Raw genomic sequence first — 15,218 nt, 5'->3', positions numbered from 1 at the left:
AATCGCCAGCGACTTACGCGCCACCGCCGTCGGGGTGCGGCACCGTCCGGTACGCGTGGACGGACGCGGCGGCCAGCCACACCCAGCCCGCCACGACGGTGATCCACAGTCCCACGACGCCCAGCGTCTGGGTCGCCATCGCGCCGCCGCCGACGAACCCGACGATCACCACGATCGCGCTGATCCGCGAGTACCAGGCCCAGCCGGTGTCACCGCGGCCCGCCTGCCAGGCCGCGACCACGAAACCGGCGATCGCGATGAGCAGGAAGGCCAGCGCCCCGAATCCGAAGTGGAGCATGCCGTCGACGGTGGGGGTGGTGGTCTCGGTGCCGGGAGGGAAGCCCGCCATCGCATCCGGCGGGAAGACGCCACCGCCGATGAGGCACAGGCCGTAGCCGCCGATCAGCCCGCCCGCCCAGACCGCGGTGCGGGAGCCGCGCAGGGCGCGCGCGAACCCGACCGCGGCCGCGATCGCCATCAGCCCGCTCAGGATGAGGTTGGTCTTCTGGATCCAGCCGAGGTCGCCGAGCATGAGCAGGCTCAACGGGTGCCGCGCGAAGTCGAAGCCCTCGCGGGTGAGCGCCAGCACGACGCCCACGACGAGGTAGAAGCCACCGGCGACCACGCCCCAGCCGAGCAGGGACCGGGTCACCGCCGCCGCGGTGTCGAAGGCCGGTTTCGCCGGGGTGTCGTTCATCGTCGTTCTTCCTCACTCGACAACTATTGTACTAACCAGTGCAGTATTACACGAATGAGTGCACTTGTACACTGACGCCCGTGGATGAGTCAACGCTTGACCCACGGATCGTCCGATCCCGGGCGGTCATCATGACGGCGGCCTCGGAACACTTCCTGCGCAAGGGATACGTCGGCGCCAATGTGGACGAGATCGCCGCCGAGGCCCGGGTCTCCAAACGGACCGTCTACAACATCTTCGGCACCAAGGAACAGCTGTTCCGCGAGATCCTCGCCGAGGCGTTCGGCACCGCCGAACGCTTCTCGCGCGAGACGGTCTCGGTGCTGACCGACACCGACGACCTCGCGGGCGAACTCAAGGCGGTGGCGGTCCGGCTGGCCCGCATCGTCCTCGACCCGAGGGTCGTGCGGCTGCGGCGGCTGCTCATCGGTGAGGCGGAACGGTTCCCCGAACTGGCCGGGGAGTACTACCGGCGGGCACCCGACCGCGTGATGGACACCCTCGCCGAGGCCATCGGGCGACTCGGCGAACGCGGACTGCTGCGGGCAAGCGATCCGAGACTGGCCGCCGAACACTTCGCGTTCCTGGTCATGGGCGCGGCACTGGACCGGGCGCTGTTCACGGTGGATGGCGAAACCCTGCCGCAGACCGAGATCGAGACCCGCGCTGTCGCCGGGGTCGCTGCGTTCCTGGCGGCATACAAAGATGAGAATTCATGACATTGGCACGCATTGGGGATATGTCTTCGCGCCGCCGGTGAATACTGTCGCCTTCATGGTTGAGCCCGAAATCAACGTGGACCGCCGCTGGTGGCGGTTGGACGCGGACACCTCCAAGATCACCGCGGCGTCCACAGGCTGGAAGAACCTCGGCACCGCCGTCGACAAGGCCGGTGACGACGTGTTCAAGAAGGCCAAGGTCGTGTACGACGACGGTTGGGAGGGGCAGGGCCGTACCTCCTATGAGAAGCATCAGCAGAAGATCAGCAAGGCGCTCGTCGACCTGAAGGCCAAGGCCGACGCGGTGGACACCGCGCTGGACAACATCGCCAACGCGATCACCGCCAAGCAGGGGCAGCTGACGTCGGGGGAATCGGCGATCACCGGTGCGGTGCCGTGTGTGGTGGGTGGGGCCAAGATCAACTTCAAGCCCGCGAATCCCGAGCAGTCGAAAGCTGTCATCGAGGCGGTGCGGGCCGCCAAGGGGATCCGGGCCGACCTGGACAAGCAACTGGGCACCGAGGCGGGGAACCTCAACACCGCCGCCAGCCAGTTCCTTTCCGCCAGCCGGGAGTGGAAGAACATCGCGTCCGGAAAGCAGCAGCCCTTCGACCTGCCGCCCGAGTCGAAGAAACCGTTCCAGACCATCACGCTGCCCGACGGCCGCGTCATCGTCAATACGGGCACGGGCGATGACAACGTCAAGGTCACCAAGGACGACAAGGGCAACATCGTCGTGACCAAGGACCTGGGCAACGGCAACAACGAGAATTGGGTCTACCCGCCGGGCACCAACATCACCCTGCGCGGCGGCGACGGCAACGACTCGTTCGACGTGGATGCCAAGGGCGTGCAGGTCACCACTCTGGGCGGAGCGGGCAACGACAAGATCTTCGCCGGGATGCCGGTGTTCGCGGCCGACCGGGACGGGAACAACGTCATCATCGGCGGCGACGGCGATGACAAGGTGTTCGCGGTGGGCGACAACAACCGCATCTCCACTGGAACCGGCAACGACTCCGTCACCTCCGGCGAGGGCAACGACCAGATCTCCACATACGACGGTGACGACACCGTCCTGGACGTCGGTGGCAACAACGACGTCTCCACCGGAAGCGGCAAGGACGCCATCGACACCGCCGGCAGCAGCCGTATCTACGCGGGCGAGGGTGACGACACCGTCGACGGCGGTTCCGGCAACGACGCCGTCGTCGCCGGTGACGGCGCCGACAGGGTCAAGACGCACGGTGGCGACGACCTGGTCTTCGGTGGCCGTGGCACCGACTACATAGACGGTCAGGACGGCAACGACACCCTGGAGGGCGGCGACTCCCAGGACCACATCTACGGCCTGGACGGCGACGACAAGATCCACGGCGGCGCCGGACGCGACAATCTGGAAGGCGCGCAAGGAAACGACACCATCGACGGCGGCAGCGGCGAGGACCTGGTGTCCGGCGGCTACGGCGACGACGACCTGCGCGGCGGCGGCGACGACAAGCTCTACGCCGGTGGCGGCAGGGACACCGTCGACGGCGGCGACGGCACCGACGAGTCCTTCTCGCAGGGCGAGGACACCGTCAGCGGCGACACCGAGAAGACCACCGACACGAAGATCGTCAACACCGACTTCATCAAGGTCGAGGGCTCCGAGGAATTCCAGGACCGGGTCCGCGCCGACCTCGACATGCTCGGCTCGTCACCCACCGGCGGCAAGATGATGGACGCGCTGCACCACGAGGTCTCCGAGACCCACAACGACTTCTGGCCGGGCGAGGAGGAGATCGTCATCAGCGAGACCGACGGTCGCAGCAATGTGGAGCACCAGAAGCCCGGTTTCGGTGTCGACGTCCACATGAACCTCGACACGGACAAGTACCACCACGGCGACGACACCATCGGCTCACAGAGCATCATGATGCACGAGCTGGGGCACGTCTACGGCAATCTCGCCGACGTCATGAACGACGACGAGTACGACAACCCCGCCGACCCCGACACCGAGGACGGCGAGCGGGTCTCCAACGCCGAACGCCAGGCCACCGGCCTGGACTATGACTTCGACGGCGACGGCAAGGTCGACAACGTCCGTGACCCGAACAACCCGCATCCCTACGACCTGACGCAGAACGCCTTCAACGAGGAGGCGGGACGCAGCCGCCGCGAGCACTACGCCTCCAACACGCCACCGCGTTAGACCGCCCGGTCCATCAACACTGTGGACGCCGCCGCCCGGCTCGCGGCGTCCACAGTCATCGTCACGCTCCTCGGCGGACTCGTAGTAGGTGAGCTCACCGACCATGTTGGCCACCGCCATGGCGAACAGCTCCGACTTGGCGTCACGGACGGTTCCCTCGGCGGAGGTCACGGCCGGAAGTTCACGGGAACGGACCTCGGGGAAGAGGTCCTTCGCAATGGTCTCGTTGAACTTGGTCATGGGAACTCCTTGGCGCACACCGGATCTGCCCGAAATGCGCGCATAGAGCATAAGGGCGAGCGGTGAATCCGCGCCAGCGAATTCTCAACCGTTCACTGTGGCGGCGTCAGGACAGGCAGAGCTCGTTGCCCTCCGGGTCGGTGATCGTGATCCACCTGAATGGACCCTGGTTGCCGCGGTGCAGGAACGTCGCGCCCGTGGCGGTTAGCCGCTCCAGTTCGGACTCGATCTTGTCGGCGCCGACCCGCACGTCCAGGTGCATCCGGTTCTTGACGGTCTTGGGTTCGGGAACCAGCTGGAACAGGAACCGCGGGTACGACTCGTCGTCCGGATGCCGGATCGCCTGACCCGCCTTCCACACCAGGACACCGTTGTGGGTGGTGGTGTCGGCCTCGTCGGCGTGGCCCTCGCTGACCATCCGACGGATGAACTCCTCGTCGCTGGGCTCGACCTGCCAGCCCAGCGCCTCGGCCCACCAGTCGGCGAGTTGGTGCGGGGTCTGTGAATCGATGGTGATCTGAAATCCGTACGCCATGCCGCGAGGCTAACGGCGGGGACCGACACCCCGTAGCCGAATCGCGCCGAGCAGGTTCAGACCGCCGCTCCACAGCACGGCGACGGCCAGCCACTGGGCCAGCCCGATCGGCAGCCCGGCCAGCAGGTTCTGGGCGGCGCCGAACGGGGTCAGCCAGGGCTGCGCGGCGCCGTCGGCGGGCAGACCCAACAGCGCCCACGCGCCCAGCGGCAGCACGACCGTGGCCAGGCACGCCACCAGCGACGGCCGCAGCAGCAGGCCCAGGCCGGTGCCGACGAGCATCGCGCTGGACTGGAGCAGTGGGCCGCTGGCCGCGACGATCGCGGCGTCGCCCCACGGCTCGGTCGCCGGAGTGGCGACGACGGCTATGGCGCTGGTGGCCGAACCGTAGGCTCCCACGGCGGCCGCGGCGGCGACCGCGGCCGCCAGCGTCGGAATCAGCCGGACCGGTGCGGTCGCCCGGCGCAGTTCGGCGGCCAGTAGGACGCCCACGCACGGCACCGTGACCGACATCAGGGCCTGCGTCGGGCTCGCGATCGACGCGAAGGTTTGGTCGCTGGCGGGCAGGGTAACGGACAGCAGTATGGGAATGATCAGTCCGATGAGGAGCGTGATGGCGGACAGCCATCGCCGCGAGCGGGTCGCGGTGATCGACCGCAGGGCGGTGCCGAGTGATCCGGGTGGACTGTCGGGCGGAGTGGTTTCGTCCCTTGAGTTCTCGTTCACGGGGGCCTCGATTCAGCCGTTGGTACCTCCATTGTCGCTCCCGTCGCGCTAGGTTGAGGTCATCGGCCGTGCCCACAACTCCCGAAGAGCCGATTCGACGTATTGGAAGTGCGAGATGACACTGGCAGCCCTCATATTCAGCCTGCTGGCCATGATGCTGATCGGTCTGATGACCGGTACCTTCTTCACCTGGTCCAACGCCGTCATGCCCGGCCTCAACGCCGTCAAACCCATCGAGGCGATCGCGGCGATGCGCAGCATGAACGCCAAGATCCTCAACCGGGTCTTCCTGGCCGCGTTCACCATGTCCGGACTCACCGCGCTGATCGCCGCCGTCCTGCTGCTGCTCGACGGCGAGACCGACGCGTCGATCGCGATGTTCGTCGCCACCGGCGTGTACCTGGCCGGGTGCTTCGGCGTCACCGGCGCCGTCAACGTCCCCATGAACAAGGAACTCGACGCGGCCCGGATCTCCGACGAGGAGTGGGCCGTGATGAAACTGTGGACCGAGTTCTCGTCCAAATGGAGCCGGTGGAACGCGATCCGCGGTTTCGCGTGCGCGGTCAGCCTGGCCCTGACCGGGCTGGCGCTGTACCTGGCCTGATGAGGCATTGAGCGCGTCACATCCGCCGGACAACCGGCGGGGCCGGGCGTTACGGTCGGGCGTATGCGTTATCAACCACTGGGAAACTCCGGCCTCGTCGTCTCCGTCGTGGGAATCGGCTGCAACAACTTCGGCCGCAAACTCGACCTCGACGGCACCCGCGCCGTCGTCGACGCCGCCATCGATCACGGCGTCACCCTGTTCGACACGGCCGACGTGTACGGGCAGGGCAAGTCGGAGGAACTGCTGGGCAAGGCGCTCGGCGGTCGCCGCGACCAGGTCGTCGTGGCCACGAAGTTCGGCAACCCGGGCTCGGACCTGGGCTACGGTCCCGCCGCCGGTTCGTTCGGCGGCCGGGCCTATATCCGCCGCGCGGTGGAGGGCTCGCTGAAGCGGCTGGGCACCGACTACATCGACCTGTACCAGCTGCACGCCCCCGACCCGGACGTGCCGATCGACGAGACGCTGACGGCGCTGCACGAACTCGTCCAGGAGGGCAAGGTCCGCTACATAGGACACTCCAATCTCAACGGTTGGGAGATCGCGCGGGCCGCGCACGTGGCCGGTGAACTCGGGATCACGTCCTTCGTGTCGGCGCAGAACCACTGGTCGCTGCTGGAACGCGACGCCGAGATCGAGGTGGTGCCCGCCTCGGTCGAGTACGGGCTGGGCATTCTGCCGTACTTCCCGCTGGCCAACGGGCTGCTGACCGGGAAGGTCCGGCGCGGTGTGGAACCGGCGGAGGGCACCCGGCTGGCCACCCGCGAGGGCTACGTCACCGAGGCCAAACTGGACAAGGTGGAGGCGCTGATCGGCTGGGCCGACAAGAACGGCCGGTCGCTGCTGGACCTGGCGATCGGCGGCCTGGCCGCGCTGCCGGGCTGCTCGTCGGTGATCGCCGGGGCCACCAAACCCGAGCAGGTGGCCGCCAACGTCGCCGCCGGACAGTGGGAGCCCTCACCCGAGGAACTGGCCGAGATCGACGCGCTGGTCCCGGTGCGCGGCCACGAGGCGTCGATCTACCGCTGGCCCGGCAAATAGCGCTGGCGGTCGGTCTCCAAAAACGGCCGTACCAGGCCGGGCAGCGCCGCGTCGGCGAAGCGCAACGCGTCGGCCTCGGCCGCGTCGGGGACGCTGTACTCCTTGTCCCCGGCGGCGGTGGTCGCCTCGACGGACATGAGCCCGGCCAGCCGCTGGAAGAGCGACTGTTTGAAGGTCCAGCCGATGATCGCCTGCCGCCGCAGCACGGCGGTGGCGGCGCTGAGGCTGCCCGAACGGGTCACGACGTAGTCCCCGGACACCGCGTGGCCCAGGCTCAGATACGAGGCCACGGCGAGACCGAGCGCCAGCGGCCACAGGATGAGGCCACAGTAGATCCACACCGTGTCGGGAAAGCCCGGCACCGTCGCGCCCAGGTACGCGGCGATGCCGGTGACGACGGCGGTCGTGACGGTCGCGCGCACCAGCCGACGCCGCAGCGCCGCCCACGGGTGCCGGACGAGTCGGCGCGAGAACAGCGCCTCCGCGTCCGGCAGCACCCGGGCGGCGACGGCGCGGGCCGTCGCGATCGGCGTGCGCGGCAGCAGCTGGCTGGCCTCGCCCCACTGCGACAGTCCGGTGGAGATCGCGGCGGTGTCGGCGGTGCCCAGCCAGCGCCACAGCAGCGGCTGGCTGATCTGGACGCCGCGCAGCCGGTTCTCGTCCCGGTTGACCTCGCGGGTGCTGAACAGGCCCTTCTCGGTGCGCAGTGTGGAGTTCGCCGGGTCGGTGACCCGGGTCAGGCGGAAGCCCCAGTTCTCGGTCATGAAGGCGAAGGCCAAGCCCGCGACACCCAGCACGCCGAGCGCGATGGTGACACTGAGGAGGGACGGTAGGTGCGTGAAACCCTGCCAGCCCAACAGGGACAGCGCCCAGTCGACCGGTTCGCCGCCGAAGAGTCCCGCCAGGGCATTCCCGCCCCACACCAGTCCGGCCGCCACGAGATACGCCCAGATCGTGAAGATATTGTGGACGATCCACTGCCAGCGGAACGTCGCCAGCGTGGTCTCGTCCGACATGGACTCGGGCGCGGACTCGGCGTCCGGCTCGGTCTCGGTCTCGGTCGCGGCCGGAGCCGGAGCTCGGTGCAGCAGTTCGACGCGCAACCGGCGCGCCGTCTCCTTCGACACCGCGTCCAGCGCGAAGGCCGACTCGCCCGCCGAGCCCTGCTGACCGGCCTCGATGCGCAGGATCCGCAGACCCGCCAGCCGGTGCCGCAGTTTCGCCTTGGCGTCGATGCTGCGGATCCGATCCAGCTTCACCGTGCGGTGCTTGCGAAACAGCAGACCGGTGCGCAGTTCGATGTGGTCGCTGGTGACCCGGTAGCGGGTCTTGAACCAGCGCAGGAAATCCGCGACCGCGCCCAGCACGCCCGCGGCGGTGGCCACCAGGGCCGAACCGATGAAGAAGCCGTTGATCTCCTGCCCGAACACGAACACCGCCAGCCCACCGGGGATGAGCGACAGGATCGCCCGGACGGTGTCGACCCACAGCACCCGCGAGTCCAGCCGCCGCCAGCCGTCGACGGCGGACCGCGCGTCGGTCTCGGCCGGGCCGCCAGGCTCGCTCGTGCCGCCGCGAGGCTCGGCCGCGTCCGGCGAGAGCGCCGGGCCGCCAGGAGCGTTCGTTGGCCCTTCGCCGGTCACGTCGCGTCCCCTTCGGTCAGTCCGGCCGCGTCGGCCAGCTGCCGTGACACCCGCTCGGCGACCTCGGCGTCCAGGCCCTCGATCTCGATGTTCCCGGCCGAGGACGCCGTGGTCACGGTGACCTTGGCCAGGCCCAGCCACTGTTGCAGCGGCCCGCGTTCGGTGTCGACGGTCTGGATCCGCGACATCGGCGCCACCCGCCACTCCTTGGTGAACCAGCCGGTGGCGGTGTAGACGGCCTCGTCGGTGACCTCCCAGCGGTGCACCCGGTAGCGCCAGCGCGGCGTGATCAGCGTCAGCACCAGGCCGATCACGGCGAACAGCACCAGCGGCGGCCACACCCAGGGCCGGGCGTCGGGGAACAGCGCGAAGGCGACCAGGCCACCGCCGACGAACACGACCGAACCGATCAGCGCGCGCAGCGTCCACCACAGGACCGCGCGCCGGTCGATGCGGTTGCGGGGCGGACGCAACCGCGGTTTCTCCCCGGGGGCGACAACGTTCATGTCACCCATGATCCGAAGTCGCGGCCCCCGTTCCCACCGCCGAGCGGCCACGAGCACTGGCCGGGTGGCCAGACGGCCTGGCCGGTCGGCGTGCCCCACCGGTGGCCAGGGCTTCTAGGCTTCGCCTATGACCAAGTCCCGTGAGCTGTCCCCGCGCTGGCTGCTGCCGGGGGAACTCGCCGACCTCGACGGCACCCGGCGCCGCCGCACCGTCCGCGACTGGCTGGTCGACCTCGCGCTGTTCGCCGGGGCGGTGTTCATGGGACTGGTGGAGCTGGGCGACCCGCAGGTGCACGCCGACCTCAGCGACAACGACTGGCACATGCTCGCCGACGTCGTCATCGGCGCCGCCTCCTGTATCGCGCTGTGGTGGCGCCGCCGGATCCCGCTGATCCTGGTGTGGCTGATGCTGCCGGCTCAGTTTGCGTGGTCGGCCAGCGGCGCGGTGTTCGTGGCGGTGCTGACCGCCGCGCTGCACCGGCCGTGGCGTCCGGTGCTGCTGGCGATCGCCGCGCACCTGGTGCTGATCCTGCCCGCCGTCATCTACTTCGACATCGGCGGCGAACCGATCGAGGTCATGCTGGTCGCCGCCACGCTGTTCTACATCGTCCCGATGCTGTGGGGCATGACGATGCGCAGCCGCCGCCAGCTCGTCCTCAGCGTCCGGCGGGAACAGAAGCAACAGCTCAACGGCGCCCGGCAGGCCGAACGCCGCCGCATCGCCCGCGAGATGCACGACACCCTCGCCCACCGGCTGTCGCTGCTGTCGGTGCACGCCGGGGCGCTGGCCTACCGCACCGACACCGACCCGCAGAACCTCACCCCCACCGAGGTGAACGCCGCGACCCAGGTCATTCAGGACAGTGCGCAGCGGGCGCTGTCGGAACTCGGGGAAGTGTTGACGCTGTTGCGTTCCGACGACGACGAGGACGCGCTGCTCGACGGCGAGGGCTCGCTGCCCGAACGCGTCCAGGCCCTCGCCGCCGAGGCCCGCGACGCCGGACAGGACGTCAGATTGTCCATCCACGGTGAACCCGACGCGCTGACGAAGCTGGGCATCCGCAACCAGCGCACCGTCTACCGGGTGGTCCAGGAGGGACTGACCAACGCCCGCAAACACGCTCCCGGCCGTCCGGTGACCGTGCGCGTCACCGCCACGCCCGCCGAGGTCGCGGTGGAGCTGCTCAACCCGCTGCCGACCGCGCCGGGACGCGGCGACGGTTTCGGCCTGGGCCTGACCGGTCTGCACGAACGCGTCGGCCTCGACGGCGGCAGTCTGACGCACGACAGCCAGGGCGGACTCTTCCGCCTGTCGGCACGGATACCCTGGAGCGCGTGACCAGTCCCGTCAAAGTCCTGCTCGTCGACGACGACGCCCTGGTGCGCACCGGACTGCGGCTGATGTTCGGCGGCGCGTCGGGCATCGAGATCGTCGGCGAGATCGGCGACGGCCGCGACGTCCTGGACACCGTGGCCCGGCTGCGACCCGACGTCGTGCTGATGGACATCCGGATGCCGCACGTCGACGGCATCGCCGCCACCCGCGCCCTGTCGGCCCGCGACACCGAGACCCCGCGCGTCATCGTCCTGACCACCTTCGACGCGGACGGGACCGTGGTGGAGGCGCTGCGCGCCGGGGCCGCCGGGTTCCTGCTCAAACACAGCAAACCCGAGCAGATCGTGGCGGCGGTGCACGCCGCCGCGGCCGGGGAGCCGGTGCTGTCGGCCGAGGTGACCCGCACCCTCATCGCCCGGGTCGCGGGCGACGGCGCCGACCGCAACCGGCGCGGCCGGGCCCGGGAACGGCTGGCCGTCCTGTCCGACAAGGAGCGCGACGTGGCCCGCGCGGTGGCCAAGGGACTGTCCAACTCCGAGATCGGCCAGAGCCTGTACCTGTCGTCCGGCACCGTCAAGGCCTACGTCTCCAGTGCACTGTCCAAGCTAGACCTGACGAACCGGATCCAGCTGGCGCTTTTGGCGCACGACGCCGAACTGTAGGGCCGCTACACGGCCGTGATGGGCTCGGGTTCGGTCACCCGGGTGCTGACGGCGCGCTGCGCGGTGAAAACGCCCGCGATCACGATGGCGCCGCCGATGACCTGCGGCAGGGTCAGCGCCTCGCCCAGCAGCAGCCAGGCCGCCAGGGCCGCGACGACCACCTCGGCGTAGGCCATGCCCCCGGCGATGGGCGCCGACAGCAGCCGCAGCGCGGGCAGGCCGGTCGCGTACGCCAGCGCCGTCGACACCACCAGCCCGGCCAGCGTGAGCGCGGCGGGCACATCGGTACCGGCCAGCGTCGTGTTCTCGGCCAGGAAACCCCAGTCCATCGACCACGGTGCCGCCAGCGGTGCCAGGGTCAGGCTGCCGATGACGAAGCCGAAGGCCAACAGCACCCGGACGTTGACCTGTTCGGTGAGTTTCTCGCCGCCCAGGAAGTACCCGGCCTGGCAGGCCGCCGCCGCGGCGCCCGCGAGCAGGCCCAGCGTGTCCAGTCGCAGACCGGTCCAGATCTCGACGACCACGGCCAGCCCCGCGACGCTCAACAGCGTGCCGATGACGGCGGTGCGCGGCAGCCGGGTGCGGCGCACGAACCGGATCCACGCCACCACCACGACCGGGCCCATGAACTCCAGCAGCAGCGCGATGCCCACCGGGATCCGTGACACGGCGAGGAAGTAGAACGCCTGCACCCCGGCGATGGCGGTGAGCCCGAACGCGATCAGGCCCCAGAACGGGAGCCTGCGCACCTGCCGCAGCAACGGCAGTGCGGCGGCCACCAGCACGATCGCCGAGCCGGTCAGCCGCAGCCAGGTCACCTGGACCGGGGTGAGGCCGGTGCCGAACAGGGCCTTGGCGAACGGGCCGGAGACACCGAAGAACGCCGAGGCCGCGATGATCAGGATGACCCCTTTGACGGCGTCCGAGCGCGTGGACATGGGGGCTCCTTCGCGGTTCGGCGGGCGTGGGCATGTCAGGGGCGACCTGGGCAGTATCGATTACCGCAAGCACCGGTGGCAAGGCAATGTGGCCGGGCTCGCCCTATCCGAGTCCGGCCAGCAGCCGGTTCAGCAGCCGCACCAGCTGGGCCCGCTCGTCCGGCGTCAGGCCCGCGCACAGCTCGTCGTGCGCCCGTTCCAGCAGTGTGTCCAGTTTGCGCAGCTTCCGGTTCCCGTCGGCGGTGATCGTGATGATGTTGCGGCGCCGGTCGGCGGGATCGGGGTCGCGGGTGACGAGTCCGTTCTCGGACAGTTCGTTGAGCGCCGTGACCATGTCGCTGCGGTCGATCTTGCAGCGCCGCCCGATCGCGGCCTGGCTGGCCGGTCCGAACTGCGCGAGCGTGGCCAGGATCGCGTAGTGGTACCGGCGGGTCCCGCCCGCGATCATCGCGTCGATGAACAGCCGGTGGGCGGCGGGGCTGGCGTGCATGATCAGCCAGGTCGGCTTGTCGGTCAGCCGGGACGGCAGTTCCCCGTCGAGGTTTGAGTCCATGGTGGTGAGCCTAACAACTTCGTTGGAGCCACCCACGATTTCCGCTATCGTTGGCCACACCAACATTGGATGCACCAACGATTAACCATGGAGACCCGTCATGACCACCGCCATCACCCCGTTCCGCGTCGACATCCCGCAAGCCGACCTCGACGACCTCGCCGACCGCCTCGACCGCGCCCGCTGGCCCCAGGAGCCCGCCGAATCCGGCTCCCACTACGGCATCCCACGCTCCCGGGTCACAGCGCTGGCCGAGTACTGGCGCACCGACTTCGACTGGCGGGCCGTCGAAACCGCCCTCAACGCCCACCCCCAGTTCACCACCGAGATCGACGGCCAGAACATCCACTTCATCCACGTCCGCGCCGCCGACCCTGACGCGCTACCGCTCATCCTCACCCACGGCTGGCCCGGCTCCGTCATCGAATTCCTCGACGTCATCGAGCCGCTGTCCCGCGACTTCCAACTCGTCATCCCGTCCATCCCCGGCTTCGGCTTCTCCGGCCCGACGAGCCAGCCCGGCTGGGACGTCGCCCGCGTCGCCCGCGCCTGGGCCGAACTGATGCGCCGCCTGGGCTACGAACGCTACGGAGCCCAAGGGGGAGACTGGGGTTCGGCGATCTCCCGCGTCCTGGGCGACCTGGAACCCGAGCGGGTCGTCGGCGTTCACCTCAACTACCTGACGATGCCGCCCCCACCCGGCGGCCCCGGCGAACTGTCCGGTGAGGACACCCGTCGGCTCGACGGCGTCCGCGAATACCTCGCCAACCAGCCCGTACAGCGGACGGTCCACTCCATCGCCCCGCAACTGGTCGGCTACGGCCTCAACGATTCCCCGATCGGCCTGCTCGCCTGGCTGCTGGACCGCTTCGACGCCTGGGCCGATCCGGCCTCGAAGCTGTCGCCCGACAAGATCCTCGCTGACGTGAGTCTGTACTGGCTCACCGGCACGGCCGCCTCGGCACCCCGCATCCACCGCGACTCCCCGCCCGGCCCGCTGCCGTGCCCGGTTCCGTTGGGGGTGGCCGTGTTCGCGCGCGAGATCACGCTGCCGATCCGCTCCTTCGCCGAAGCCGTCTACGACATCAGGCACTGGCGCGAGTACGACCACGGCGGCCACTTCGCCGCGATGGAGGTGCCGGAACTGTTCACCGCGGACGTGCGGGAGTTCTTCGGTTCGATCCGCTAGAGCCGCTGCCGCCATTCGTGACCGGGCAGGTGCTTGTCGAGAGCCGTGGCCAGCCACGCGCGGGCGGCGGTGTCCAGGTGAGGCAGCGTCACGTCGAAGTCGCGACGGTCCTTGTCACGCATGTGCCGGGCCTTGTACAGCAGGACGCACTGCGGCGCCAGGTATGGCATGTCGTCGATGCGGATGACGGCCTCCGACAACGGCAGCCGGATCGAGTGGTCGCGTTTGAAGATCCAGTCCACGCCGTCGGTGGGGGACAACAACAGGTCCAGGATCCAGGGCTGGGTGGCGTCGCGGCGCACCCACAGCCCTTCACGACCCTCCATGAGCGGGTCGCCGGGAAACAGCGGTTGCAGACTGCCGGAGTGGGCGTGCCACAGCTGCCAGTCCGGGACGCGTTCGCGGACGATGTCGAGGTCCTCGCGGGCGATGGCGACATCGACGTCGCCGTGTTCCCGGGCGGTGCCGGTGACCGCGTCGATGACGCGGCCACCGGCGACCCACCAGCGGACCGGTGTGCCGTCGAAGACGGCTCGAATCTCATTGAGGGTCAACGGTTCCCACGGCCCGTACCAGGCGATGAGCTCGGCTTCGGGCAGGTCGTTGGCGTTGGTTCGCGGAGCCTCGGTCTCGGTCACCGCGCGATGATGCCACGCGGTGCCGAGTCCGTACAGGGATTTGTCAGGGGTTGTAGCTGTAGCAGGTCAGCCAGGTGGTCTCCAGGGCCGCGCGGGCGCCGCGCTCGGCGTAGGGGCCGAGGATGGAGGACTCGTTCTGAAGGATCCAGGACATCTTGATGTCGGGGATGTCCTTTGTGGCGTCACCGATGAGCTTGCCGTCCAGGTAGTACTTGACGTGGCCCGGCGTCCACTCGATCGAGGTGGTGTGGGCCTTGCCCTTCCACGGCACGCCGGAGTCGAAGTTGTCCTCGCCCGGGTGGGTGTAGGCGCTGATGTCGGCGCCGTAGTCGTTCTCGGGGAAGTCCATCTCGTAGCCGTCGTCGTAGAACAGGTGCGCCGACTTGAATCCGCCGTCGTCCTTGGTGACCTTGAAGCGTTCGGTGTACTTGCCGTACGCGCGATCCATGCACTTGCGGGGAACCACTGCGCCGACGTAGTTGTCCTCTCCGGACTCCGGCCGGTACATGTCGACCTTCATGGTTCCGGTGCCGTCGTAGCCGTTGCCGACCGACACGGTCTTGTCGGCCCGGTAGGTACCGCCGTAGGGCGCTCCGTCGTTGCCGTCGGCGCCGCTCTTGGCGGTGTCGTCCCAGCCGTTGGGGTAGGCCCACCAGTCGTCCTTGTAGCTGCCGTACTCGGACAGCCCGCCGCAGTACGCCTCGGGTGTGTCCACATTGTGGTCGCAGTCGGAGAACGCGCCCACGGGAACGGTGTCGCCGTTGAAGTTCTCGGCGAAGATCTGCTTGAAGTCGCCACAGTCGCCCTTGGGCATGGAGTTGTTCTCGACCTTGCAGGCGTCCTCTGAGGGAAAGGTGTCGGCCGCGTCGGCATTGGCGTTGCCGATGGCCAGAACCGAAACCGCGGTCGCGGCCACCGTGGCTGTCGCGACCGCGCTGATGAGGACTTTTCGTCTTGGCAAACGTTTCATGCCCGAAGGCTAAAAGTTGGAATG

General features: G+C 69.0%; 16 protein-coding genes. 7 read left to right on the top strand and 9 right to left on the bottom strand.

Annotated features, from left to right (window positions below; all coding sequences use genetic code 11):
* Positions 1 to 13: 13 nt before the first annotated feature.
* Complete coding sequence (locus SNAS_RS37785) at positions 14 to 697, bottom strand: DUF998 domain-containing protein (protein ID WP_083787400.1); 684 nt, start codon at positions 695 to 697, stop codon at positions 14 to 16.
* Between the two features lie 80 nt (positions 698 to 777).
* Here SNAS_RS37785 and SNAS_RS25105 point away from each other — a divergent pair, with 80 nt between their 5' ends.
* Together SNAS_RS25105 and SNAS_RS33235 are read left to right on the top strand one after the other, a co-directional pair.
* Complete coding sequence (locus tag SNAS_RS25105; RefSeq protein WP_013020284.1) at positions 778 to 1,416, top strand: TetR/AcrR family transcriptional regulator; 639 nt, start codon at positions 778 to 780, stop codon at positions 1,414 to 1,416.
* A gap of 55 nt (positions 1,417 to 1,471) precedes the next feature.
* Entirely contained in the window at positions 1,472 to 3,613 is a 2,142-nt protein-coding gene (locus tag SNAS_RS33235) for a M91 family zinc metallopeptidase (RefSeq protein WP_052305136.1), read from the top strand.
* Between the two features lie 346 nt (positions 3,614 to 3,959).
* Here SNAS_RS33235 and SNAS_RS25095 read toward each other — a convergent pair whose 3' ends face one another.
* Both SNAS_RS25095 and SNAS_RS25090 read right to left on the bottom strand, forming a co-directional pair.
* Positions 3,960 to 4,388, bottom strand: a complete 429-nt coding sequence (locus tag SNAS_RS25095) for a VOC family protein (RefSeq protein ID WP_013020282.1) — start codon at positions 4,386 to 4,388, stop codon at positions 3,960 to 3,962.
* Positions 4,389 to 4,397: 9 nt separating this feature from the next.
* The gene (locus SNAS_RS25090) at positions 4,398 to 5,114 is read right to left on the bottom strand and encodes a hypothetical protein (RefSeq protein ID WP_013020281.1); all 717 of its coding nucleotides are present in this window, start codon (positions 5,112 to 5,114) and stop codon (positions 4,398 to 4,400) included.
* A gap of 115 nt (positions 5,115 to 5,229) precedes the next feature.
* Here SNAS_RS25090 and SNAS_RS25085 point away from each other — a divergent pair, with 115 nt between their 5' ends.
* Both SNAS_RS25085 and SNAS_RS25080 read left to right on the top strand, forming a co-directional pair.
* Entirely contained in the window at positions 5,230 to 5,718 is a 489-nt protein-coding gene (locus SNAS_RS25085) for an anthrone oxygenase family protein (protein ID WP_013020280.1), read from the top strand.
* A gap of 63 nt (positions 5,719 to 5,781) precedes the next feature.
* Positions 5,782 to 6,759, top strand: a complete 978-nt coding sequence (locus SNAS_RS25080) for an aldo/keto reductase (RefSeq protein ID WP_013020279.1) — start codon at positions 5,782 to 5,784, stop codon at positions 6,757 to 6,759.
* Here the strand turns inward: SNAS_RS25080 and SNAS_RS25075 are convergent.
* Both SNAS_RS25075 and SNAS_RS25070 read right to left on the bottom strand, forming a co-directional pair.
* The gene (locus SNAS_RS25075; RefSeq protein ID WP_013020278.1) at positions 6,738 to 8,402 is read right to left on the bottom strand and encodes a PH domain-containing protein; all 1,665 of its coding nucleotides are present in this window, start codon (positions 8,400 to 8,402) and stop codon (positions 6,738 to 6,740) included. The two genes, SNAS_RS25080 and SNAS_RS25075, sit on opposite strands and share 22 nt — an antisense overlap.
* Positions 8,399 to 8,908, bottom strand: coding sequence for a PH domain-containing protein (locus tag SNAS_RS25070; protein ID WP_013020277.1), 510 nt, complete (start codon positions 8,906 to 8,908; stop codon positions 8,399 to 8,401). Before SNAS_RS25070 ends, SNAS_RS25075 begins: the two co-directional genes overlap by 4 nt.
* A 127-nt stretch (positions 8,909 to 9,035) precedes the next feature.
* On the opposite strand from SNAS_RS25070, the gene SNAS_RS25065 reads away from it, so the two are divergent.
* Both SNAS_RS25065 and SNAS_RS25060 read left to right on the top strand, forming a co-directional pair.
* Complete coding sequence (locus tag SNAS_RS25065; RefSeq protein ID WP_013020276.1) at positions 9,036 to 10,247, top strand: sensor histidine kinase; 1,212 nt, start codon at positions 9,036 to 9,038, stop codon at positions 10,245 to 10,247.
* On the top strand, positions 10,235 to 10,906 hold the full coding sequence (locus SNAS_RS25060; protein ID WP_086013287.1) for a response regulator: 672 nt from the start codon (positions 10,235 to 10,237) through the stop codon (positions 10,904 to 10,906). The genes SNAS_RS25065 and SNAS_RS25060 overlap by 13 nt, the downstream gene beginning before the upstream one ends.
* A gap of 5 nt (positions 10,907 to 10,911) precedes the next feature.
* Here SNAS_RS25060 and SNAS_RS25055 read toward each other — a convergent pair whose 3' ends face one another.
* Both SNAS_RS25055 and SNAS_RS25050 read right to left on the bottom strand, forming a co-directional pair.
* A complete protein-coding gene (locus SNAS_RS25055) occupies positions 10,912 to 11,844 on the bottom strand; it encodes an EamA family transporter (RefSeq protein ID WP_013020274.1) in 933 nt (310 codons plus the stop codon).
* Between the two features lie 103 nt (positions 11,845 to 11,947).
* A complete protein-coding gene (locus tag SNAS_RS25050) occupies positions 11,948 to 12,397 on the bottom strand; it encodes a MarR family winged helix-turn-helix transcriptional regulator (RefSeq protein WP_013020273.1) in 450 nt (149 codons plus the stop codon).
* 100 nt (positions 12,398 to 12,497) lie between these two features.
* Here SNAS_RS25050 and SNAS_RS25045 point away from each other — a divergent pair, with 100 nt between their 5' ends.
* A complete protein-coding gene (locus SNAS_RS25045) occupies positions 12,498 to 13,586 on the top strand; it encodes an epoxide hydrolase family protein (RefSeq protein ID WP_013020272.1) in 1,089 nt (362 codons plus the stop codon).
* Here SNAS_RS25045 and SNAS_RS25040 read toward each other — a convergent pair.
* The gene (locus tag SNAS_RS25040) at positions 13,583 to 14,224 is read right to left on the bottom strand and encodes a nucleotidyltransferase domain-containing protein (protein ID WP_013020271.1); all 642 of its coding nucleotides are present in this window, start codon (positions 14,222 to 14,224) and stop codon (positions 13,583 to 13,585) included. The genes SNAS_RS25045 and SNAS_RS25040 overlap by 4 nt on opposite strands.
* Before the next feature lie 43 nt (positions 14,225 to 14,267).
* Positions 14,268 to 15,194 (bottom strand): glycoside hydrolase family 16 protein, encoded by a 927-nt coding sequence (locus SNAS_RS25035; RefSeq protein ID WP_013020270.1) that lies wholly within the window; start codon positions 15,192 to 15,194, stop codon positions 14,268 to 14,270.
* Positions 15,195 to 15,218 lie beyond the last annotated feature (24 nt).

The organism is Stackebrandtia nassauensis DSM 44728 (genome assembly GCF_000024545.1).
GTDB classification, from domain to species: Bacteria; Actinomycetota; Actinomycetes; order Mycobacteriales; family Micromonosporaceae; genus Stackebrandtia; species Stackebrandtia nassauensis.
Note: the sequence above shows the minus strand (reverse complement) of the source record. Positions and strands in the feature narration are given on the sequence as shown.